Origin of the sequence: Porphyromonas endodontalis (assembly GCF_052173515.1) — a bacterium.
Taxonomy (GTDB): domain Bacteria; phylum Bacteroidota; class Bacteroidia; order Bacteroidales; family Porphyromonadaceae; genus Porphyromonas; species Porphyromonas endodontalis_A.
Window position 1 is genome coordinate 30069 of record NZ_JBQMYL010000015.1, and the last position, 22123, is coordinate 52191.

Annotated in this window: 18 protein-coding genes and 1 tRNA gene; 2 read left to right on the plus strand and 17 right to left on the minus strand. The window is 47.3% G+C overall.

Annotated features, from left to right (window positions below; translation table 11 throughout):
- Window positions 1–32: 32 nt before the first annotated feature.
- The 11 genes from rpiB to rplM form a co-directional block, all read right to left on the minus strand.
- Entirely contained in the window at window positions 33–467 is a 435-nt protein-coding gene (gene rpiB, locus ACTTHR_RS07495; protein WP_304284923.1) for a ribose 5-phosphate isomerase B, read from the minus strand.
- 193 nt (window positions 468–660) lie between these two features.
- Entirely contained in the window at window positions 661–1389 is a 729-nt protein-coding gene (gene rprY / locus ACTTHR_RS07500) for a response regulator transcription factor RprY (protein WP_304284922.1), read from the minus strand.
- A 66-nt stretch (window positions 1390–1455) separates the two neighbouring features.
- Window positions 1456–3048, minus strand: coding sequence for a sensor histidine kinase (locus ACTTHR_RS07505; RefSeq protein WP_442605727.1), 1593 nt, complete (start codon window positions 3046–3048; stop codon window positions 1456–1458).
- Between the two features lie 497 nt (window positions 3049–3545).
- Window positions 3546–3620: transfer RNA gene (locus ACTTHR_RS07510), tRNA-Pro, on the minus strand.
- A gap of 31 nt (window positions 3621–3651) precedes the next feature.
- A complete protein-coding gene (gene aroB / locus ACTTHR_RS07515; protein ID WP_442605728.1) occupies window positions 3652–4734 on the minus strand; it encodes a 3-dehydroquinate synthase in 1083 nt (360 codons plus the stop codon).
- Window positions 4735–4737: 3 nt separating this feature from the next.
- A complete protein-coding gene (alaS, locus tag ACTTHR_RS07520) occupies window positions 4738–7362 on the minus strand; it encodes an alanine--tRNA ligase (RefSeq protein WP_442605729.1) in 2625 nt (874 codons plus the stop codon).
- Between the two features lie 215 nt (window positions 7363–7577).
- On the minus strand, window positions 7578–8501 hold the full coding sequence (locus tag ACTTHR_RS07525; protein WP_424776930.1) for a hypothetical protein: 924 nt from the start codon (window positions 8499–8501) through the stop codon (window positions 7578–7580).
- 339 nt (window positions 8502–8840) lie between these two features.
- Window positions 8841–9665: a translation elongation factor Ts gene (tsf, locus tag ACTTHR_RS07530; RefSeq protein WP_442605730.1), complete on the minus strand. Its 825-nt coding sequence runs from the start codon at window positions 9663–9665 to the stop codon at window positions 8841–8843.
- 38 nt (window positions 9666–9703) lie between these two features.
- Window positions 9704–10573, minus strand: a complete 870-nt coding sequence (gene rpsB, locus ACTTHR_RS07535; protein ID WP_442605731.1) for a 30S ribosomal protein S2 — start codon at window positions 10571–10573, stop codon at window positions 9704–9706.
- Between the two features lie 237 nt (window positions 10574–10810).
- On the minus strand, window positions 10811–11197 hold the full coding sequence (gene rpsI / locus ACTTHR_RS07540) for a 30S ribosomal protein S9 (protein WP_304284925.1): 387 nt from the start codon (window positions 11195–11197) through the stop codon (window positions 10811–10813).
- Window positions 11198–11208: 11 nt separating this feature from the next.
- The gene (gene rplM, locus ACTTHR_RS07545; RefSeq protein WP_297947565.1) at window positions 11209–11664 is read right to left on the minus strand and encodes a 50S ribosomal protein L13; all 456 of its coding nucleotides are present in this window, start codon (window positions 11662–11664) and stop codon (window positions 11209–11211) included.
- Between the two features lie 489 nt (window positions 11665–12153).
- On the opposite strand from rplM, the gene cobM reads away from it, so the two are divergent.
- Entirely contained in the window at window positions 12154–13989 is a 1836-nt protein-coding gene (gene cobM, locus ACTTHR_RS07550; protein ID WP_442605732.1) for a precorrin-4 C(11)-methyltransferase, read from the plus strand.
- A gap of 20 nt (window positions 13990–14009) precedes the next feature.
- The gene (gene cbiD, locus ACTTHR_RS07555; protein WP_442605733.1) at window positions 14010–15824 is read left to right on the plus strand and encodes a cobalt-precorrin-5B (C(1))-methyltransferase CbiD; all 1815 of its coding nucleotides are present in this window, start codon (window positions 14010–14012) and stop codon (window positions 15822–15824) included.
- 61 nt (window positions 15825–15885) lie between these two features.
- On the opposite strand, the gene ACTTHR_RS07560 is transcribed toward cbiD, so the two are convergent.
- From ACTTHR_RS07560 to ACTTHR_RS07585, 6 genes are all read right to left on the minus strand, one after another.
- A complete protein-coding gene (locus ACTTHR_RS07560) occupies window positions 15886–17037 on the minus strand; it encodes a hypothetical protein (protein WP_442605734.1) in 1152 nt (383 codons plus the stop codon).
- 4 nt (window positions 17038–17041) lie between these two features.
- Window positions 17042–17935, minus strand: a complete 894-nt coding sequence (locus tag ACTTHR_RS07565) for a class I SAM-dependent methyltransferase (RefSeq protein WP_442605735.1) — start codon at window positions 17933–17935, stop codon at window positions 17042–17044.
- A gap of 34 nt (window positions 17936–17969) precedes the next feature.
- Complete coding sequence (gene mazG, locus ACTTHR_RS07570) at window positions 17970–18764, minus strand: nucleoside triphosphate pyrophosphohydrolase (RefSeq protein WP_442605736.1); 795 nt, start codon at window positions 18762–18764, stop codon at window positions 17970–17972.
- A gap of 6 nt (window positions 18765–18770) precedes the next feature.
- On the minus strand, window positions 18771–20870 hold the full coding sequence (locus ACTTHR_RS07575; protein ID WP_442605737.1) for a protein-disulfide reductase DsbD family protein: 2100 nt from the start codon (window positions 20868–20870) through the stop codon (window positions 18771–18773).
- 17 nt (window positions 20871–20887) lie between these two features.
- The gene (locus ACTTHR_RS07580; protein ID WP_442605738.1) at window positions 20888–21880 is read right to left on the minus strand and encodes a pseudouridine synthase; all 993 of its coding nucleotides are present in this window, start codon (window positions 21878–21880) and stop codon (window positions 20888–20890) included.
- On the minus strand, window positions 21877–22123 hold a 247-nt coding region (locus ACTTHR_RS07585), incomplete at its 5' end, for a hypothetical protein (RefSeq protein WP_442605739.1). The genes ACTTHR_RS07580 and ACTTHR_RS07585, both read right to left, overlap by 4 nt.

Here is a 22123-nt window from a genome sequence, read left to right on the forward strand (position 1 = left end):
CCCTCAATATATCTAGGAGTCTCCCTCTATTCTTAACAAAGAGGGATCTTTGCCACACGAGCTTCATGCCGTCCCCCTTCAAAATCTGTAGAGAGGAACGCCATTATAATCTTCTTAGCCTCATCTAACGAAACGAACCGAGCAGGGAGTGAAAGTACATTGGCATTATTGTGCGCTCTACCCAGTGCTGCAATCTCTTCGTTCCAAGAAAGTGCAGCACGCACATGAGGATGCTTATTGAGAGCCATAGATATGCCATTACCCGAGCCACATATGGCAATCCCCCACTCTAGCTGTCCGCTATCAATAGCTTCTCCCAATTTGTGTGCAAAATCGGGATAATCTGCACGCTCTTCGCTGTAAGTGCCAAAATCTTGATACTCAATCCCCAGATCGGAGAGGATCTTCTTCACCTCTTCTTTGAGAGCAAAACCAGCATGATCCGAACACAATCCAAATCTTTTCATAGCAATGAAAAACTTCTCTATTTTATCTCTTTCGTAAAATCCTTAGCCCTTTTTCCACGATGCACTGGATAGAAAATCGTCTCCTTTTTGCACATAGAAAATACGGGGAATGAATCACCTCATACACCCACTAGGGGCTGGTAGCACTCATTCCCCAAGCCATTGATGGATAGGCTTAGACCTATCTATTTGCTTAAATCTTGGTTACAAGATCTTCGGGCACACCGTCTCCCAAAGTCGTATTGAGGCGGTATCCCTTTCCGTGTACGTTCTTAATTTCGAGAGAGGGATCTTCCTTCAAGATTTTACGTAGCTTGGTAATGTACACGTCCATACTACGAGCATTGAAGTAATTGTCGTTCTCCCAAATTGTTTTAAGGGCATAGTTGCGCTCCAAAGTTTCGTTTGCAAAAGAGCAAAGGAGGCTGAGAAGCTGACTCTCTTTGGTGGTGAGTTTAATCACCTTTTCACCAATTGTGAGCGTTTGCTTCTGTATATCAAAAAAGAACTTACCCAACTGGTAGTAGGGCATTACCTTAGACTCAACACCCTTTACACGTCGCAATATAGCTTCGATGCGAGCTAATAATTCATCGAGACTGAATGGCTTTGTTACATAGTCATCAGCCCCCACTTCAAAGCCATGAAGCACATCACCTTTCTCTGTCTTTGCCGTGAGGAAAATAATGGGCACCATAGTATTGATTGCACGAATGTCCTTAGCAAGAGTAAAACCATCCTTACGAGGCATCATTACATCGAGGATACAGAGGTCGTACTCTGTCTTCTCAAAGTTATGAAGCCCCTCTTCACCATCGCGAAAGAGATGCGTCTCAAATCCCTTAGTATCAAGATATTCCTTGAGTAAGAGACCTAGATTGTCATCGTCTTCGCAGAAAAAGATTTTCGTTTTTTCATTCATAGCTACTTATTATTGATTGTTTCTTTTTTTTCTTAACTCCTCTATAATAGAAAATCTAAAGGAGTACTATTGTTCATCTAAGGGTGCGTCTTCTGTGGGCAACTCAAAGATCATGGTTGTTCCTATCCCTATCTCACTTTCCACTTTTACGCGCCCTTTCATAGATTTGACCGTGGCTTTTACATAGGAAAGCCCCAATCCAAAACCTTTTACATCATGTATATCCCCCGTATCTACTCGATAATACTGACGGAATATATTACGTTGGTCCTTGCGCGATATGCCAATACCATTGTCTTTTATCTCAATGCGAAGTACTTTGGGCTTAGGGTTCGATGTAGACAAATAAAGTCTAGGAGGCACATTGAGTTTGGAGTACTTGATGGCATTGTCCAATACATTAAATATAATGTTTTGAAAGTGCATCTTATCCACGTTGAGATAGCTATTCTTCGCACGTAAGTCCGAAGTCATTACTCCCATTTTTTCTTCGCACTTAAAAGAATAGACCGTAATAGCATCTTCTAGCAGGATATGAGCATCGAATAAAGAGGGATTAAATCGTACCCTACTCTCATTGACAAGCGTAAACTGCAAGATCTTCTCTATCAAGAAAAAGAGCCGCTTAGTCTCACTCTGCATTGCTCCTAACAATCGCTGACGGCGTGCCGGGTCTTTTACAAGTACGTCATCATCAAGCATCTCAGAAGCTAGTTTTATTGATGTGACAGGGGTCTTCAGCTCGTGTGTCATGTTGTGCACAAAGTCTTTTCGACCTCGCTCAAAACGCTGTTGGCGGACAAAGAAAACTAGAGCTACGGCAAACAGGACCAATAAGACCAGTGTAGTAAACATCGTAGCAACTATGTAGGTATGCGTTGTGATGTATCTATCGTGCTCATAAAAGACAACCTCTACGAACCCCTGCCCCGAATTACTCATCGCAATCTTATCAAAAAGAGTATGCTGTACGCTATTCTCCGGAGTAGCGAGGGCATTGTGAGAAGGTCCCTTTTCGTACACTAAATGGTTCTCTTTATCGTAAATGCGAACTATAAAGTCTTCGTATACACCTACTCTTTCCAGCGAATATTTGAGACAAGCATCGAGATAAGAGTAAGAAATCTTGTCGAAAGAGGGATGAATATCACTCTCTAAGTCTATAATAGAACTCAGTATCACCTCATTAAGAGCATCCTGATGAAATAGATAGGCATCGAGCAATCGCTTCTGGATTCCCATTGTAAAAAGCGAACGAGAATCCGTTATAACGGGAGGAGGTGGTGGGAGGGTATCTTCTAAATATGCCATTGAGCGATCAGAAAAACGAGAGCGATTGGCCGAAGAATTCCATAAAACAAGATCTTTGATACGCTTGTCAAGAACCGATGGTAGTGCCCTTCGCTCCTCTTCCCGACAATTATCTTGCATTTTACAAACCACATTACGAAGGTCGAGCTGACTAGCGACAAACTGAGCGATGGCCTCGCGCTCTACCTCCTCTACAGCTTGATCTACTGCATTCTTTATGTTGGAGATAAAATACTCCTGCCGCATCTCGTGCATGTCTCGTAGGAAACGAAACTGCGTGTAGAGAGACACAGTCAAAGCCAAAACGGGTAGGACGAAAAGAATTATGACCCAACGCTTCTTAAACATACAACCTCTTTACCTCTTTGCTCTCTCTTATGCAATACAATACATCAGGGGGAAATTTCTTTTATCATGGAACAACGCAACCCCTCCCTGCTCTCGGGAAATCTGCGAATTCGGGTACTTGAGGATACTCTCAAGCGCGATAATTAGCTTTCTATTTACACCCCCTTGCCTCATCTTACAGATACAAAAATAACAATAATCCCCTAATAGGCAAGAGGTTTAATGATATCTCTTTTAAAAATCTTTCTGCTAGGCTCCAAAGAAGTCTTGAAATAAGTAACAATGGACATCCTATACAGAAAGGGAATTCTACCCTGTAAAGAAAAACAGAAAGCGATATACAAGTACCCTTTACGATATCCTAACGATCCTGATAGATAGATAAAACTCGCTTCTCCTCGCTTGATCTTCTATCCCAAGAGAAGGAGGATTCTCTCTCCTCTTTATAAAAAAGAAGCACTCTGCAAGACTATGCAAAGTGCTTCTTCCAACTTCTGTCGGGATGACTAGATTCGAACTAGCGACCCCACGCCCCCCAGACGCGTACTCTAACCGGACTGAGCTACATCCCGAACAACGGCTGCAAAGGTAGATACTTTTTTTCTACTGACCAAACATTTCTCGATAAAAATCGAGCGATTCCTTGAGTAAGTCGTCCGTACAAGAGAGTTTCTCCATCTTTCCCAGAGACTTAAAGGCAATAATAGAAACAGTATCATCCTCATTTTTTTTATCCTGATGAAGGAGAGACAGGATAGTAGGATAATGTTTACAAGAAAAAGTATAAGGAGAAAAATACTCCCGCATAAGAGCGATAAGATCCGAGAGATAACTTTTATCAGCACCAAGCAAAATATGGGAGAGATAAAGCTCACATACAAGCCCGATAGCCACGGCCTCTCCATGCCGCAATACCCTACTCGATCCTTCTTGGGCTCGGATATGGGATAGTCCCTCCACCCCATGACCTATAGTATGCCCAAGGTTTAACCATTGGCGAAGCCCCTTATCGGTAAAGTCGGCTTCTACAAATTGCTCTTTGATAGCTACACTCCTATTTATAAAAGGGAGCCAAGAGTCTATACTGCCAAAAGGGTCGAAAGCTTTAATCTCTCTCCATAGGTCTCCTGAGGAGAGAAGTCCATATTTCACCAATTCCCAGTACCCCGAGAGGATTTCCTCTTGCGGCAGGGTGGATAGAAATTGAGGGTCTATCATCACAGCTTTGGGGAGAGAGAAGGCTCCTAATAGATTCTTTACTCCGGCATAATCAACCGCTGTTTTCCCTCCGATAGAAGCATCAATCATGGCCATGAGAGTGGTAGGCACATAGACACAAGGTATCCCTCTCTTATATATAGAGGCAACAAATCCCACAAAGTCGAGCAAAGCCCCTCCTCCCACAGCGACCAATAGGGTTGAACGAGTGGCTGATCGTGCAAGTAGCCAGTCAATCGTTTCTCCCACATGAGTGAGGGATTTCACCTCTTCCCCTCCGGGAATAACAAGACGATTGCAAGGCTCTATACAAGTCCATAGAGGAGCAAGACGCGGAGCAGCCTTTGCTGCAACCTCTTCGTCCACAATCGCTAGACACCGATCGAAGCCACCTTTCGCATAGAAAGGTAGCCACCTTTCGTTGAGAACATCTAGAGCAATGTAGGAGGGAGAGGTCGCTAACGACATGGCTTATCTAGCATGTGCGTCTACTTGGGATAGAATTAACTCTAGAGCCTCAGGAAGCCTATTCCCATCTTTCCCCCCTGCTGTAGCAAAGTGGGGTTGTCCACCACCGCCACCTTGGATCAATCGTGCAGCCTCTTTTACGAGATTGCCGGCGTGGAGCCCAGAGGCAATGGCCTCTTCACTCAGCATTACCGTAAGAAGCCCTCTTGCACCCTCTGTAGTTGCCGCCACAAAAACGAATGGCTCGTGTAACTCTCCTCGCAATTGGAAGGCTATATCCTTGATTGTATCGGCTTTTTCTTCTCCCTGCAGCACAAACATCCGATAGCCGGAACGCTCGGCACTCGATGCCAAGAGTTCTTTTTTGAGCCTTACTGCATGGGCACGTTGCAGAGTATCAAGTTCAGCTTTGAGGGCACTCTCTTCGCTGAGGAGCTTCTGCAAAGCCTTTACCACATCTGGGGTATTGTTAAGAAGAGCCTTTATCTCCTTAAGCGTATCCTCTTGTTTGTAGAGGAATGCCTCTGCATTAGTTGCGGTAACGGCTTCGATACGACGTACTCCGGCAGCAATCGAACTCTCGGATACAATACGGAAAGAGCCAATCATACCCGTAGAGGGAAGATGAGTCCCCCCGCACAATTCGATAGAAGTGCCATACTTCATAACGCGTACTTCTTCGCCATATTTCTCTCCAAAGAGAGCCATAGCCCCCATAGCACGAGCCTCGGCAATGGGTATATTACGATGCTCTTCTCTGGGGTAATCGGCACGTACTGCTTGGGTTACAAGCTCCTCTACTTGGCGAATCTCCTCAGGGGTGAGTTTATTGTAGTGCGAAAAGTCAAAGCGCAACACCTCCGGACTTACAAAAGATCCCTTCTGCTCTACATGCTCCCCAAGTACCGTGCGAAGGGCTTGATGCAAGAGGTGTGTTGCTGTGTGGTTGGCCTCTGCCATGCGACGACGCTCCTGGTTGATCTCGGCACGGAAGGTTTGTCCGGGATCATTAGGGAGTTTGGGCATAAGGTGTACGGGGAGGTTATTCTCTCGTTTCGTATCTACGATGGCATAACGCACGCCCTCTTCGTCTACAAGAATACCGGAGTCGCCTACCTGTCCCCCCATCTCGGCATAGAAAGGAGTAACAGAGAGTACAACTTGATAGAAGTCTTTATTCTTTTGCTTTACGTGGCGATAGCGAAGTATAGAGCAGTCTGCCTCCGTTTGATCATACCCGACAAAAAGAGTTTCCCCCTCGGCGAGAGTCACCCAATCGTCCGTCTCAAGTTGAGCAGCACTCCGTGCTCGTGCTTTCTGCTCTGCCATCTCTTGATCAAACCCCTCCTGGTCGAGAGTCATACCATGCTCACGCAAGATCAATTCCGTCAAGTCTAGAGGGAAGCCGAATGTATCGTATAACACAAAAGCATCGTGCCCCGAGAGTTGTCCCTTATTCCCTAACTCTTCTATTTTCTTATCAAGGAGTTTGATACCGGCCTCCAGCGTACGCAAGAAGCTCTCTTCCTCCTCTCTCATTACTTTTTGAATCAGGTCTTTCTGAGCTATTAGTTCGGGGTAAGCCCCTCCCATAGACTCAATAAGAGTGGGCAATAGAGCATACATAAAGGCTTCTCTACGCCCCAAGAAAGTATATCCATAGCGTACAGCGCGACGCAAAATACGACGAATAACATAACCGGCCTTAGCATTGGAGGGGAGCTGCCCGTCTGTAATGGCAAATGCAATAGTGCGCACATGGTCTGCAACTACACGCATTGCCACATCGCTACTCTCCTCTTTCCCGTAGGGAATGCCCGAGAGCTCGGCAACGGCTCTAATCAAAGGTTGAAAAACGTCGGTGTCGTAGTTAGAGCGTTTCCCCTGCATGGTCATACAAAGACGCTCAAAGCCCATACCGGTATCAATAACTTTGTGCGGGAGAAGAGATAGAGAGCCATCTGCCATACGATTATATTGCATGAATACAAGGTTCCAAATCTCTACTACTTGGGGGTGATCCCGATTTACGAGCTCCCTACCGGATTGCTGCATACGCTCCTCGTCGCTTCGCAAATCGATGTGAATTTCGCTACAAGGTCCGCACGGCCCCGTCTCTCCCATCTCCCAGAAGTTATCCTTTTTGTTACCATCGAGAATCCGTTCTTGGGGGAGGAAGCGTCCCCAATAGGAGGCTGCTTCGTTGTCCCTCTCTAGGCCATCGCTCTCGGCTCCCTCAAATATGGTGGCATATAAGCGGTCGGCAGGGATACCCAGACGATCGTGCAAGAACTCCCATGCCCACGAGATGGCCTCCTCTTTGAAGTAATCGCCAAAAGACCAGTTCCCGAGCATCTCAAACATAGTATGATGATAGGTGTCGTGCCCCACCTCCTCTAGGTCGTTGTGCTTACCACTCACGCGAAGACACTTCTGAGCATCTGCAACGCGCGGATACTTTGCCTCCACATTCCCAAGGATTATATCTTTGAATTGATTCATCCCGGCATTGGTAAACATTAGGGTCGGATCCCCCTTAACCACCATAGGGGCAGAGGGGACTATATGGTGCTGCTTTTCAGCAAAAAATGCCACAAAAGCGGCACGTATCTCATTAGCGGTCATCATATCTGTATAATATGGTTCTCTCTTTATTTCTTATGGGTGCAAAGGTACAAATTAGCTACTATATGGCATCTCTAGGGATAAAAAAAGCCTCCCACATCGTATCCTTCAAGGAGAGAGGATACCACGTGGGAGGCAATATCAGAAGGGGAAAACCCTCATATCTAGCGGCAGATACAAGGGCTTTCTTACTAAATCCTTAAGAGAAAAAGGTTATTTCATTTTTCATAAGGGATACTATAAGGCATACGTTTGCTAAGAGTAGTAGCAGATTTAGATTGCAATTCCGAAATTTGAAGAGTCACATGTTCATACTCTTGACCATTTTCCCCCTTTTGCTTTTTCATGAACATAATAGCATCCAACCCACGAGCTTTATTCTCACCACCAGCAGCAGGTGTTTCATCCTGCAGTTTAGCACCAAGTTTCTGGTTATCAACAAAACCAAAGAGATCGAGAAGAGCTTTCTGAGTTTCTTCTTTCCAAAAACCTAATTGATAGCCTGCTTCAGCAGAGATAAACTTGGGGCCTGACGTAGGATTATGAACAAAAGTTACACGTCCTAGCACAGATTGAACTCCGTCTTTAACAACAAAGAGATATGTTCGCTCCGAGTCCTTGTCATTACTATAAGCTGTAAACTCCCAATTTATAGACCCATAAGCCTTTAGCAATTCAGCTTTCCAATCCTTCATCATCTCAAACTTCTTGTCGCTAGGAATATAGATCTCTTTCCCCAGGAAATTCTTAGGATCGAAAGTTACATCTTCTCCTTTTTTCACTGTAACAGCAACTTCCACTTTAGCTTTACCGGAAGTAAAAGTAACCTTAGCAGTACCAGCAGCCTTAGCCTCAAGAGCTGTATTAGAAGCTGCTACAATGTTCTGATCAGAACTTGTTACCGTGAAACCAGCGGGTTTAGCAACCACAACAAGAGCACCATCTGCTGCAGAAGCTGCATTAGTAGTAATCGTTACCTTGTCGCCAACACTCATAGTAAGAGCAGTAACATCCTTTCCACTCTGCTTTACTGTAATAGAGTCTTCAACCTTAGGTTGCTTCCCTTCACATCCCACGGCAACCATACCTACAATTGCCAAGGCACCAAGTGCCGCAAAAAACTTTTTCATTTTCAATTTCATTTAGTGTTAGACATATCTAAATTGTTCGTTATCTATCTGCACCGGGACTCTCCCCGAGAACTGGGTCTTTTGGCATGCAAGCTCCAAAACCCACCCTCTAAAAAGAGGAAATCCAACACCACAAAGATAGCAATTTATTTATTCCTCACAATAGTAGAGACAAAAAGAAATCGTTGATATTCTAGTATTATGAAGCGGTAAAAAAGGGAGAATGATACAGAAAAACCCACCCATCCCAAAATAAGGATGAGTGGGTATAAAAATAGTACATTATCCATTTCTCTCCATCCTAGCCCCTTTATCTAGTAAGAAGCCGGAGAGAGAAAGAGAGGAAGTGCTTTACTCTGCATTCAGTGTCACGCGGCGGAAAGCATTCACTGTAAGAGTCTTACTTGCCGTCTTGAGATAAGCTTCCACATCCATCTTGCCATCGCTAATAAAAGCCTGGCGTAGGAGGGTATTTTCCTTATAGTACTTCTGCAAAGCACCTTGAGCAATGCGATCGATAAGCTCGGGTTTCTTCCCTTCTTCAAGAGCTTTCTCACGAGCAATCTTTAGTTCACGCTCTACCACTTCTTGGGGCACCTCTTCTTCGCGAACAGCAACGGGGTTCATAGAAGCAATCTGCATAGCTGTCATACGAGCCATTTCTTGATCAACTGCTTCGTTGAAAGCAGCAACAACGGCAAGCTTATTCCCCGGGTGGATATAAGAAATTGTATGCTCAGCTTTTACGAATTCGTAAGCTCCGAGCTCCATCTTTTCTCCCGTAGTACCGGTGCGATCGGTAATGTGATCAGCCACCGTGCGACCATCAGCAAGCGTAAGAGCAAGAAGGGCTTCCTTGTTCTCAGGTTGCTTAGCCATTGCCACGTTGAGTATATCCTTAGTCAATTGGATATGCCCTTCGTTCTTAGCTACGAAGTCAGTTTCGCACTGGAGAGATACGATTGCTGCAAACCCTGTAGCGTGGTCTGCAAGTACACACCCTTCGGCAGCTTCACGATCAGAACGCTTAGCAGCTACAGCCTTACCCTTGGCGCGGATAATCTCCATAGCTTTGTCGAAGTCTCCATTTGTTTCTTCGAGGGCGTTCTTGCAGTCCGTAAGCCCTGCTCCACTCATCTTGCGGAGCTTTGCAATATCTTGGATTGAAATAGCCATTTCCTTTATTACTAGTATGTTTTCTGAAAAGAGAATTTTTATTCGGCAGCAGGAGTTTCAGCTTCTACACTGGGAGCTTCGGTTTCTGCGCTAGTAGCTTCGGGAGCCTCTTTTAAAGTCTCCTTAGAGCGTTCGCGACGAGCACCGGTACGCGTACGACGGCCCGAGCGAGCACCTTCTACAGCTGCTTCATCTTTTACCTCTTCTTCTACATTTTGAGACTTATACTCGGTGAGACCTTCGCTAATGGCACTACACATAGCACCCATAATAAGCTCTACAGTCTCTCTAGAGTCGTCATTAGCAGGGATAACGTAATCCACAAGTTTAGGATCCGCATTGGTATCTACGATAGCAAATACAGGGATGCCCAAACGAGTAGCCTCGCGCACGGCAATGTGCTCTTTGGTGATGTCTACAACAAAGAGAGCCGAAGGCAAGCGATTCATATCTTGGATAGAACCTAACGTCTTCTCAAGCTTAGCACGCTGACGCTCTACTTGGAGTTTTTCGCGCTTTGAGAGGTTGCTGTAGGTACCATCTTCCTTCATCTTGTCGATTTGCACCATCTTCTTTACCGCTTTGCGGATGGTGGGGAAGTTGGTAAGCATACCACCCGGCCAACGCTCTACTACGTAGGGCATGCCTACAGACTTAGCGAGTTCTTCAACGGGTTCCTTTACTTGTTTTTTGGTGGCTACGAACAAGATCTTCTTGCCGTTGCGTGCCATATTGCGGATAATCTCGGTAGACTCCTCTATCTTAGCAACTGTCTTGTGGAGGTCGATAATATGGGTGTTATTACGTTCCATGAAGATATAGGGAGCCATAGCGGGATTCCACTTGCGGGGTTGGTGTCCAAAGTGAGCCCCGGCTTTGAGTAGCTGTTCGAATGTGATCGATGCCATATTGTTTGTTTCGTTTACGTTCTTAATTGATTAAACCATTGATTTTGCAACCACTTGGTAGGGTTCTACCCCTCATTTGTACCCACCGGATGTTTGTACAAGAGGTGGTGAATAAAGAGCCATCCAAGCAGTTTAGATACTAAACGCGAGTAATCTGTATTCTTCCCATCTATCGTACCCAAAGAAAAATCTTTGTTCCCCCATAATAGAGAGCAATAGAGGGAAAAGAAAAGGAGATTAACGCTTACTGAATTGGAATCTCTTACGAGCCTTGGGACGACCTGGCTTCTTACGTTCTACTACGCGAGGATCTCGAGTTACGAAACCTGCGGCACGGAGCGCAGCCTTGTCTTCGGGGTTGATCTTGATAAGAGCACGTGTGATAGCAAGGCGAGCAGCTTCGCTCTGACCCTTAAAACCTCCACCACGGAGATTTATCTTAATGTCGTACTTCTCTGCAACTTCGAGCTTGTTGAGTGGTTGACGCACTACAAACTGCAAAATGCTAGAGGGGAAGTAATTGGCAAGATCCTTCTTATTGATTACAATCTTACCTGTGCCTTCGGTTACATATACACGTGCTATGGCACACTTGCGACGGCCTATTGCATTAATCTGTTCCATCATCCGAGGGGTTATTTAAGAGTGTTGATGTCAATAGTACGAGGCTGCTGAGCGGTATGTGCATGCTCACTACCTTCGTATACGTAGAGATTGTTGAGGAGCTTATCACCCAACTTATTCTTGGGGAGCATACCCTTTACTACTTTGCGGAAGAGACGATCAGACCCCTTCTTTTGGAGATCACGGGGGCTAAACTCGCGCTGACCACCGGGGTAGCCACTAAACTTAAGGTAGACGCGATCTTCCCATTTCTTGCCCGTGAGCACAACCTTTTCGGCATTGATGATGATAACGTTGTCGCCACAATCTACGTGTGGAGTGAAGCTGGGTTTGTACTTACCACGAAGAAGCTTCGCTACTTTGGAGCACAAACGACCCAAGCTCTGACCATCGGCGTCCACAATCACCCATTCCTTGGATGCAGTTGCCTTGTTCACCGATACTGTCTGGTAACTTACAGAGTTCATTTCTTCTTTTTACTTACAATTGTGTTACTTACTGCTCCTCTTCCGGCTCAATACTATGCGGTTTATAGCCACTACCATTGTCACCCACTACCTCGCATTTTAGAGGGTTTGGACGGGGCCCTCTCTTCGAGTAGTACCAAGGCAGAGACTCGCTCAGCACCTTGCCATTATTGGAGCTTCTTTATCTTTCGATAATAATCAGCGCGGCAAAGGTACAAAATTCCACTCTAATAGCAACTATATTTCTGCCCTATTTCCTCGGATTTATTAGGCAGAAAGCCCCTCCCTCTTTGCCTGAGAAATATTTTTTTCTTAGCCTGTAGCGATTTATTTATCAGGCAGCGTTTTTTGAGCGTTTCACGCCCACTATACAGCCTCCTTGACCCATATCTACCAAAGTATCGCATTCTTCGGGGGCGAATCTGTACCTTTGTGACGAAAAAACAGGAGAAAAAAATAGATAGCTCCACCATATATTGTACTTCAGTTATGAGTAAAGAGAAGAAAGAGACTGCCCTAGTAGTAATCTCAGAAGCAGGGCTAAAAGTCGCTCGCACCATACAAAAAGAACTTCCCAACGCCATCATTTACTACAAAGGAGAGGCCGAGGGCACCTATTTTATCAACTCTTATCAATCCTTTATAGAGGAGCACTTTGGAGAATGCTCTGCTATCATTTTTGTTGGAGCTCTAGGCATCTGTGTGCGTTGTATTGCAACTCAGGTGGCTCACAAGTACCACGATCCGGCTGTGGTGAACGTGGATAGTACCGGCAAATTTGTGATACCCGTACTATCCGGTCACGTGGGAGGCGGCAACGAATTGGCACGCCACTTGGCCGGCATTACGGGCGGAGAAGCCATTATCACAACCCAAAGCGACAATCAAGACCTCTGGGCTTTAGACCTTCTCGCTGGTCAGTGGGGATGGCATACCACCGCCTCTCCCCAAGAGATGAATCAGGCGATATTTGCATTCGTGGGAGGGAAGAAGACCGCCCTACTACTAGAAGTGCGCAACCAAGGCGCTGAGCATTTAGAAGCTTCTCGCCCTCCCCATGTAGATGTATTCTACCGATACGAGGATATACCTCTCGCAAAATATGACCTCCTTATCTCCGTGGGGTATAGCATCTATTCTCCTCAAAATATTCTTCACTTAGCGTACTATACTCCGCTTCTTACGCTCGGGGTGGGTTGTAAACGAGACTGCCCTACCCTTGGTGTTAGTGATACGATAGAGCAAACTCTAATAAGTGCAGGCATTTCTCCCCTTGCTGTCGGCGAGATTGCCACGATAGAACTAAAAAAAGACGAGCCTCTCATAGCTCATCTTGCCAAGCACTTTACCTGCCCCTCTCCCCAAATTTATACGGCATCACAACTTGGTGAGATAGAGGTGCCACACCCCTCGCAAAAAGTATACGAGACTACCGGAGCATGGGGCGTAGCTGAGGCTTCCGCTCTTGCCTCCTCTCAAAAGGGGCGACTTCTTATCGAGAAGACGAAAGGTTCCACCCAAAACGAAAACGACTTCACCTTTGCCGTAGCTCTTCCCCTTTCGTGCGATCGCTCTCAAGGGCATATCGAAATTGTAGGGGCAGGCCCCGGTGATCCGGAGCTCATCTCAGTACGAGGGAAAAAGATGCTCCAGAAAGCCGACCTGATCCTCTACGCAGGCAGCCTTGTACCCCGAGAGCTAACCCTTTATGGGAAAGAGGGGGCTGTGATACGAAGTTCGGCGAATATGAATCTGGAGGAACAGTTCTCTCTTATGAAAGAATTCTACGACAAGGGGCTTTTTGTGGTGCGACTACACACAGGAGATCCTTGTATCTATGGGGCAATTGCAGAGCAAATGGCTTTCTTCGACCGCTACAACATGAGCTACCACATCACTCCGGGTATTTCGTCATTCCAAGCAGCTGCCGCAGCACTACGCTCTCAGTTTACCATTCCCGAGGAGGTGCAAACTATTATTCTTACACGTGGCGAAGGGCGCACTCCCATGCCCGAGCGAGAGCAACTCCACCTACTGGCGCGCTCCCAAAGCACCATGTGCATATACTTAAGTGCGGCCATTGTAGAGCGAGTACAGGCAGAACTGCTACAAGTTTACCCTCCCAATACACCCGTTGCAGCCTGCTATAAACTCACACACAAGGAGGAACGAATCTACCGGGGAGAGCTAAGCCAACTTACTCAACTGGTGCGCGAGAATAATCTCACCCTCACCACCCTACTCGTAGTAGGCAAAGCCATTGATCACCGCGAGGGCATATCACGGCTCTATGCAGACGAATTCAAACATCTCTTCCGCAAATAAGCAAATCTATCCACTCTTATATGATTCTCGTCTTTGGAGGTACCACTGAGGGGCGTATAGCCATCGACACGCTCAGCGAGGGGGGGAAACCTTTTTACTACTCTACACGTGGAGAGCAACAGAAGGTAGAAGATCCCCTTGTGCAGCGCATTACGGGGGGGATGGATGCCCCTGCCATAGAGGAGTTTTGTCGTACCCACGAGATCCGCCTTATCATTGATGCTGCCCACCCCTTTGCCCAAGAGCTACACAAGAATATAGGAGTGGCAAGTCTATCGCTGGGGATCCCCGTTATCCGTTTGGAGAGGAACTATCCGCCTCACGACCCGGATATAACCTATTGCACAAGCTACGAAGAGGCTGTAGATAGGATGCTTGACGATGGAATTAAGCACCTGCTGGCTCTCACCGGCACCCAAACGATTGGGAAGCTTCGGCGATTTTGGCAACAGCGCGAGACAACATTTCGCATTTTATCACGCCAAGAGTCCCTCGATATTGCTCGCAAAGAGGGCTTCCCAGAGGAGCATGTGATCTTCTACACGCCCGAAGAGGGAGAAGACGCCCCCATTAACCGAATCCATCCCGATGCCATCATAACCAAAGAGAGCGGAGAGAGTGGCGGTTTTTTAGAGAAAATAGAGGCGGCTCGCCGTGCAGGCATTCGCATTTACGTTGTAGTGCGCCCACCGCTCCCCTCTCACTTTCATCTGGTAGAGGGGCAACATGGACTGTACCGCATGGTACGCCGTTATATCCCGGATTACTTTCCCCTCAAACGAGGATACACCACAGGGACCTGCGCCACAGTCACAGCCAAAGCTGCCCTTATGGCTCTACTTTACGAGAGTGAAGAGCTAGAGATAGAGGTAGCCCTACCTGGTGGAGAAATTATAACCCTCCCCATCGAGAGCGTAGAACGCCTATCTCCCACCAAGGCTCGTGCGACCATCCGAAAAGATGCAGGAGACGACCCCGATGTAATCCATGGGCATATCATTGCAGCCACTGTAGAACTTGTAGAGGGAGATGAGTTACGCTTTTTGCAAGGAGAGGGCGTAGGCGTAGTTACCTTGCCCGGGTTGGGGCTACCCATTGGCTCCCCTGCTATCAATGCCACGCCCCGCCGTACCATCACACAAGAGCTCCGAGCCCTTTATCCCGAGGGCGGCATAGATGTTACCATAAGTATTCCGGATGGGGCTGCTCTTGCTGCCAAGACTTTCAACCCTCGCTTGGGCATCGTAGGAGGGCTCTCCATTATCGGCACCTCCGGCATCGTAAAACCCTTTTCTCACGAGGCTTTTGTAGACTCCCTACGCAAAGAGTGTAGTGTGGCCTTTGCCCTTAGCCCCTCCCGCCTTGTCATGAACTCAGGAGCCAAAAGTGAGGCCTATATAAAAGCACTTTACCCCCAGTTGCCCCCCCAAGCCTTTGTGCATTACGGCAATTTTATAGGGGATGCTCTCAGTATAGCCCACGAGATGCACTTTGCCTCGGTCAGCCTCGGTATTATGGTAGGTAAGGCCGTAAAGCTGGCAGAGGGTAACCTAGACACCCATAGCAAGAAGGTGGTTATGAACAAGGACTTCCTGCACAACGTAGCACACGAAGTGGGCGCTAGCCCCGATACGCATGCCTTGATTGACGAGCTAACCATGGCACGAGAGTTGTGGGGCATTCCCACCATCCCCGAGCGAGATCGCCTCCTCCTTGCCCTCCTCCAAAAGTGCCACTCCGTAACGGCCTCTCAGCTATCACCCGATACCCCCATCGTGCTACACCTTATAAGCGAAGGAGGCGAAACCATACTCACCTATCCCGAGAAAATATAAAACTTCCCCTCTTTACGAAGAGAGAAGGTTATCAGATTCACCCCTAACCAGAGGCTAAAAATCAAAAATGGAAGCTGGGGGTAAGCGCAAGATTTAACTCTAGAGCGTGGCTAAAACGCTTCGGGGCTCCTTCCAAATCAAGGAGATGATACCACCCTCGGGCAACGAATGCCATCTGCACAAGAGGGGTAGAAAAGAATTGATAATGCGCTCGAATCCCCAAAAACGAAGTCCGCTCTTGATCCCGAACCAACGGCCCCTCCCAGAGCACTCGACTATTGACAAAGGGTCCTCCCATGGGAGAGACAAAGTGACTTCCCCTCCAATAAGAAAGCTCCGTAAGCAAATGTTTCCTTTGATACCCCAAGGTGGCATAAAAAGCATGCCCCATAGGCGCCGGAGCCTCTGCCCTAAGGAGAGAGGGAAGATAATAGGCAGCCGCCTCAATTCTTCCATGTGATAATGCCCAAGAAGCACGTATCCCTATAGCAGATGCCAAGTAACTATGCACCGTATCGTGTCGATGCCAACTTATCTCTCCCCCTCGATGTGTAGCCACAACCTGCCCTACAGCACGTAGAGAATAGGGATCCTTTTCCACAATCGGGAGGTCAAGAGAGAGCCCCATGGTAAATGCTTCTTGGTGCCTATCGGCTCGGAACGTGAAGCTCTGCCAGTCAATCCAAAAATCGCTCTTGAGCCAAGGATAATTGGCCTTCAGCTGTACGCCCATCTCCGGATCGGCAGAGTAAAGTAATTCGGGGTTGTACAAAGGCTGGATAAGTTGGTGCGCACGACTATTGTCAATTCGCCCCAATCGCACCTCAAGATGGGGATTAGCACGGAGAAAAACACCGAAGAGAGGGACAAGATGGGGTACGGCGCTCACGGTAGATTCGTCCGTCCAATGGGGCAGCTCAGCCCACCATGTACCCGTAGGATAGCGTCTTGCCCCAAAGAAACCCGTGGCATGGGCACCCACTTCTATGGTAGCCCCCGAGAGCACTTCGGGCATGGAGTAGGCAATAGTCCCCTGCAAACGATACCCGGGTAGCGTGTAACCCGTGCCATAAGATTGGGCATATTCGTTGTTGCGAAAGAAGCCTTCGGCTCCAAGATTGGCACTCCACCGAAGAGAGTCTTGAGCCTGCATTCTGCCCACCGATAAGCCCAAACAGCAAAAGAAAAATAGGCAGAGATAAAAGCGTTTCATTAGATTAAACTCTACGAAAGAGGTAAATAAGCGAACTTGCGGCACGTGCATCCATCAGAGTCCGCACGTTACCCCAAAGCCCAATTGCCACTGCCCGAAGCCATGCATTTAGGCCTTTACGCCCTCGTTGTTGCTGGGTCATGAGAGCAATATAATAGACGTCAAGCCACATAGGGCGGAGCTTCTCCAAACGGAATCCGTACCGTTCGGCAAGAGTTATCAGGCTATCGGGGGTAAAGTGCCATACGTGACGGGGAACATCGTAAGCAGCCCACTCGCTTTGCAAGAGCTGAGCATCGTAGCTTGTAGGGTTAGGGACAGCTATCAGCAAAGCTCCCCCTTGAGTGACAAGTTGAGACAGGCGTTGCATATGCTCCTCAAGGTCTGCAATATGCTCCAAAACGTGCCAAAGCGTAACGACCTCGAAGGAGTGATCGGACCAATTGGTGTGCAGCAAAGCCTCTGATGGCGAGAGTGCAAACTTCTCTTTAGCAAACGCACGAGCCTCGGCATCTTGCTCCACACAAGAGACCTGGTAGCCCAGCTGCTGCATGTGATGAGGGAAGTATCCCGTACCACACCCCACGTCCAAAAGACGAGGAGAAGTCCCATCCTGATGAGGGGTAGCGCGCTTTACCAACTTGCCCTTCTGCTTGAGCATCTTGCGCCTTGCCGCGTGGTAAAGGAGATTCATAAGCCCTTTGTGCACATCGCTATGCGATATGTAGTTATTGCTTTTGTAGTAGGCACCTAGATCCTCTTTTGCGGGAAGGGATCCGGTCATGATAAGCCCACAATGACTACAACGCACGAGTGGGAAACTCTTCCCACTCACCAAATGATCCGAAGCAATCCCCACAGGAGTTTGCTGCTGATGGTGACAAATAGGGCAGATCACAGAAGAAATAATTAAGAATAATCCTCGGCCTAGATCAGATTTGCGAGTGCTTTAGATGCTTTGCCTCCTCCCAGAGGGCATCCATTTCACCTAGAGTAAGATCCTTTATATCCCGACCTTGCGCCTTGGCTTGGCTCTCTATATAACCGAAACGAGATATAAACTTACGATTGGTGCGCTCCAATGCATTATCGGGATTGACCCCATAGAGCCGAGCCGCGTTCACTACCGCAAACAACAAATCTCCGAACTCCGCTTCGATATCTTCGGCTTCTTTTGTCTCAAGAGCTTGGCGCACCTCCTGTATCTCCTCCTGCACCTTTGTCCAGACCTCCTGCGCTTCTTCCCAATCAAACCCCACGGCTCGGGCTTTATCTTGGATGCGATAGGCTTTTACTAAAGAGGGCAAGGAGCTGGGGACGCCCGAGAGCACCGTTTTGTTTCCTCCCCGCTCTTGCTGTTTTATCTGCTCCCATTGTGAGGTCACTGCCGAGGCTGTACTTACAACACACTCTCCGTACACATGAGGATGGCGGAAGATAAGTTTATTACAAAGAGTATTGCATACATCCGCAATATCAAAGCGGTTTTCCTCTTGAGCCATGAGGGCATAAAAACAAATATGAAGGAGCACATCACCGAGCTCCTTCTTCATATCCTGATAATCTTCTTGCAAGATGGCCTCCGAGAGTTCGTAGACCTCCTCTATCGTATTGGCTCTGATACTCTCTTTGGTTTGCTCCCGATCCCAAGGGCATTGAGCCCTTAGGGTATCGAGAACATCTAGGAGGCGAGCAAAAGCTTCAAGTTTCTCTGCCTTGCTATTCATTGTTGTTTATTGTTGTGCGGAGGGCGAAGGAAGAGAGGGAATAGGCTTACCATCCTTGCGAGCCGCAAACTCTTTCTTCCCATTCTCTAGGAAGTGAACGTATTTGCTGATATCCAAATCGTGCTGATACGAAGAACCTAAAGGCATCCCTGCATGGTCTATGGGAACGTAGAAAGGCTGTGAATTAGCACCAAACTTACTACGCTGTAGATAGCTCCACTTGTCGCCTACGGTGCGTAGTTTTCGGGTCTTGCCATTCTCTGTAACCTCTATAACCTCGGGCAATTCTGTCTTATCATCGACCATCAAAGTAATCACAACATAATCTTCATCGAGTAGCTGTTTTACCTTGCTGTCAATCCAAACATTATTCTCCATCTCCCGGCAGTTGACACACCCATAGCCGGAGAAATCCAGCAGAATGGGCTTACCCATCTCACGCGCTTTGGCCACCCCTTCTTCGTAGTCGGTGTATTTTGCATGTACTTCGCCCTCGTAGAGGTTAAAGTCTTGCGTATAAAGAGGAGGAGCAAAAGCACTAATTGCCTTAAGAGGTGCACCCCAAAGCCCCGGTATCATATAGACGGCAAACGACAGGGATATGAGAGCTAGGAAGAAACGCCCCACCCCAACTTTTTCCATAGGCGTATCGTGGGGGAAACGAATTTTCCCAAGAAGATAAAAACCAAGGCAGGCAAAAATCACAATCCACAATGCGAGGAAAGTCTCACGGTCTAAGATACCCCAGCCATATGCCAAATCCGCAATGGAGAGGAACTTAAGAGAGAGAGCCAATTCGAGGAATGCCATTACAACTTTCACCGAATTGAGCCATCCACCACTCTTGGGTAGCCCCTGAAGCATGTTGGGGAATATGGCAAAAATGGAGAAAGGAAGAGCCAAAGCCAAGGCAAAACCAAACATACCCAAGGCCGGCCCTAAGTATTGCCCCATAGAGGCAGCCTGTACAAGGAGCGTACCGATAATGGGACCCGTACACGAGAATGAGACGAGTACCAAGGTAAATGCCATGAAGAAGAGGCTCACAAACCCTGTTGTTGAGTCACTCTTGCTATCCATCTTATTGGTCCACTTAGAGGGGAGAACCAACTCAAATGCCCCAAAGAATGATACTGCAAAAAGCACCAATAGAGCAAAGAAGATGAGGTTGAAAACAGCATTGGTAGCAAGCTCGTTTAGCTTACTCCCTCCGTAACCAATGGTTACAGCCAAGCCCAATACTAGATAGATAATTATGATACCCATCCCATAGAGAATAGCGTCGCGAACTGCTTTTTTGCGCTCTTTAGTCCGCTTAAGGAAGAAGCTCACCGTCATAGGGATCATCGGCCAAACGCAAGGAGTTATAAGGGCCACTAACCCACCCAAGAAGCCGAAAAGGAAAATCTGCCAGAGAGAAGCGTCTGCACGACTCAGGGATTCGTCTCCATAGGCTTTGAGGGTGTCAATTACCGGAGTCCATAGAGCTTCTTTATCTCCTTCGAGAGAAGAAGATGCCGCTGCAGCGAGGGCACTATCAGCCACTGCCGTATCGGTACTATCGGCCAGTGCAGCATCTGTAGCTCCATCGGCCTCTGCCGTTGCATCCACAGCCTTAGACTTAAGATCTTTGGAAGAAAAAGAAACTTCAATCCCATCCGGAGGGAGACACGCCTCTTCGTTGCAGGCTTGCGATTTTACACCGACCTCTATAGCAAACTTATCGGCATCTGTAACAACGATTTTCTGGCGAAAAGTAACGGTTCCATCGAAAGAGCGTACCGTCATCTCAAACTGCTTTTCATACGCCTCGTGAGGCTTACGATCGGCAACAAAGCCCCCCACTCGTTTGGCACCTTGGAGCTTGTAGAACTTAAACTCCGTAGAGTTGGGGCCATCTTCCGGCATATTCTGATCATAAATATGCCACCCAGATTTGATTTTTGCAGAGAAAACAAGAGTCTTTTCTGCCGTACCTTTATCCTCTAGAGAGGCTTTCCAAGTAACAATGTCATTCTGCATCTGGGCCTTGGCTGCTCCCGAGAAAAGCAGGGTTAGACAGCAAAAAAGGCTGAGGAAAGAAAGGTTCTTTAATTTCCGATACATAGGCTAATATGTTTAGTTCAGTCTATCTTTTTGAGAGAATCTATGGATAGATCCTTCTCGTTTTCTGTTCGTTTTTCGATGATTTTGCGCTCTGAGGTGGTCAAACGGCGGCGTAGTAACTTGTAAAAAAAGGAAGGAACAGGCGATTCAAAACAAAGCTTTTCCTTTGTTACAGGATGCAACAGCACTAGCTCTTGTTGGCTCAAGGCGATAGAGGGAGCTCCCTTGATCACACCTTTGCTTTCACCCACTAAGGGACACTTTTTCTCGTTGAGCTGACTGCGAATGCCATTATAACGCCCTAGTAAAGAGATGCGGAGAAGGATTCGCCACGAGGCTCTCTCCTCTACCTGATAGGTAGCTCGAGAGCGGCGAGAAGGCACCACCTTCTTTTTGGTATCCTTATCTCCTACCGTTTTTTTAGGTTTGGGAGGGGGAGCAAACTCGCCTTTTTCTTCGGGTACAAACCCCTCGACCAAGGCGGCAAACGTCTGACTCAAAATATATTTCTCCCAATTATCCAAAATCTCCTGCTGCACCTCTCGATCACGAGCAAAGAGGATTAATCCTCGTGTATCCCGATCGAGGCGATTGAGTAGGAAGATCTTTTCCCGAGCATCTCCACTCTTGTAGTGATCTGCAACAATCCGGTATACCGTATGTTTATCCCCGGGCTTGGAAGCGATTGTAGGGATTCCTGGCTCTTTTTGCACCAGGATAAACCAATCGTCTTGCCATAGCACTTTTACCTCTGTATTGTCCAATACGGGAGCAAACCCCACACTATATACAACCACTTCGTCCCCCACTGCAATTGGGGCATTGTGCTCAGAAACAACCTGACCATTGACCTTTATACAACGATCTCTCAGGTATTGTTTGTGGGTTGTACGGCTACTATTGGGGAGCAACTGAGAGAGCATACCCATAAGTGGAGTAGCCTCAGAAGCTGTCCCTTGCACTACTACACGACGATAGCGCCGTGGGGTTCCCTTTTTATTATAAGTCATTTATTACGAGATTTACTATGCCCACGACTCAATGCAATATTGCTATAAAGCATAAATACGCAAGCTACTGAGAAAAAGAGGATCCACAACTCACTCTTGAAGAATAGGCATATAGCACCTGAGAGCCAAAGCAATCCTGAGAAATGGGCGAGGCGAATAAGACGCCTAATACGGAGCGTGTCTTTGCCGGCCCGATAGGCAACCACTGCCGAGAGATAGCCCAAAGATCCCAAGAGAAGGACA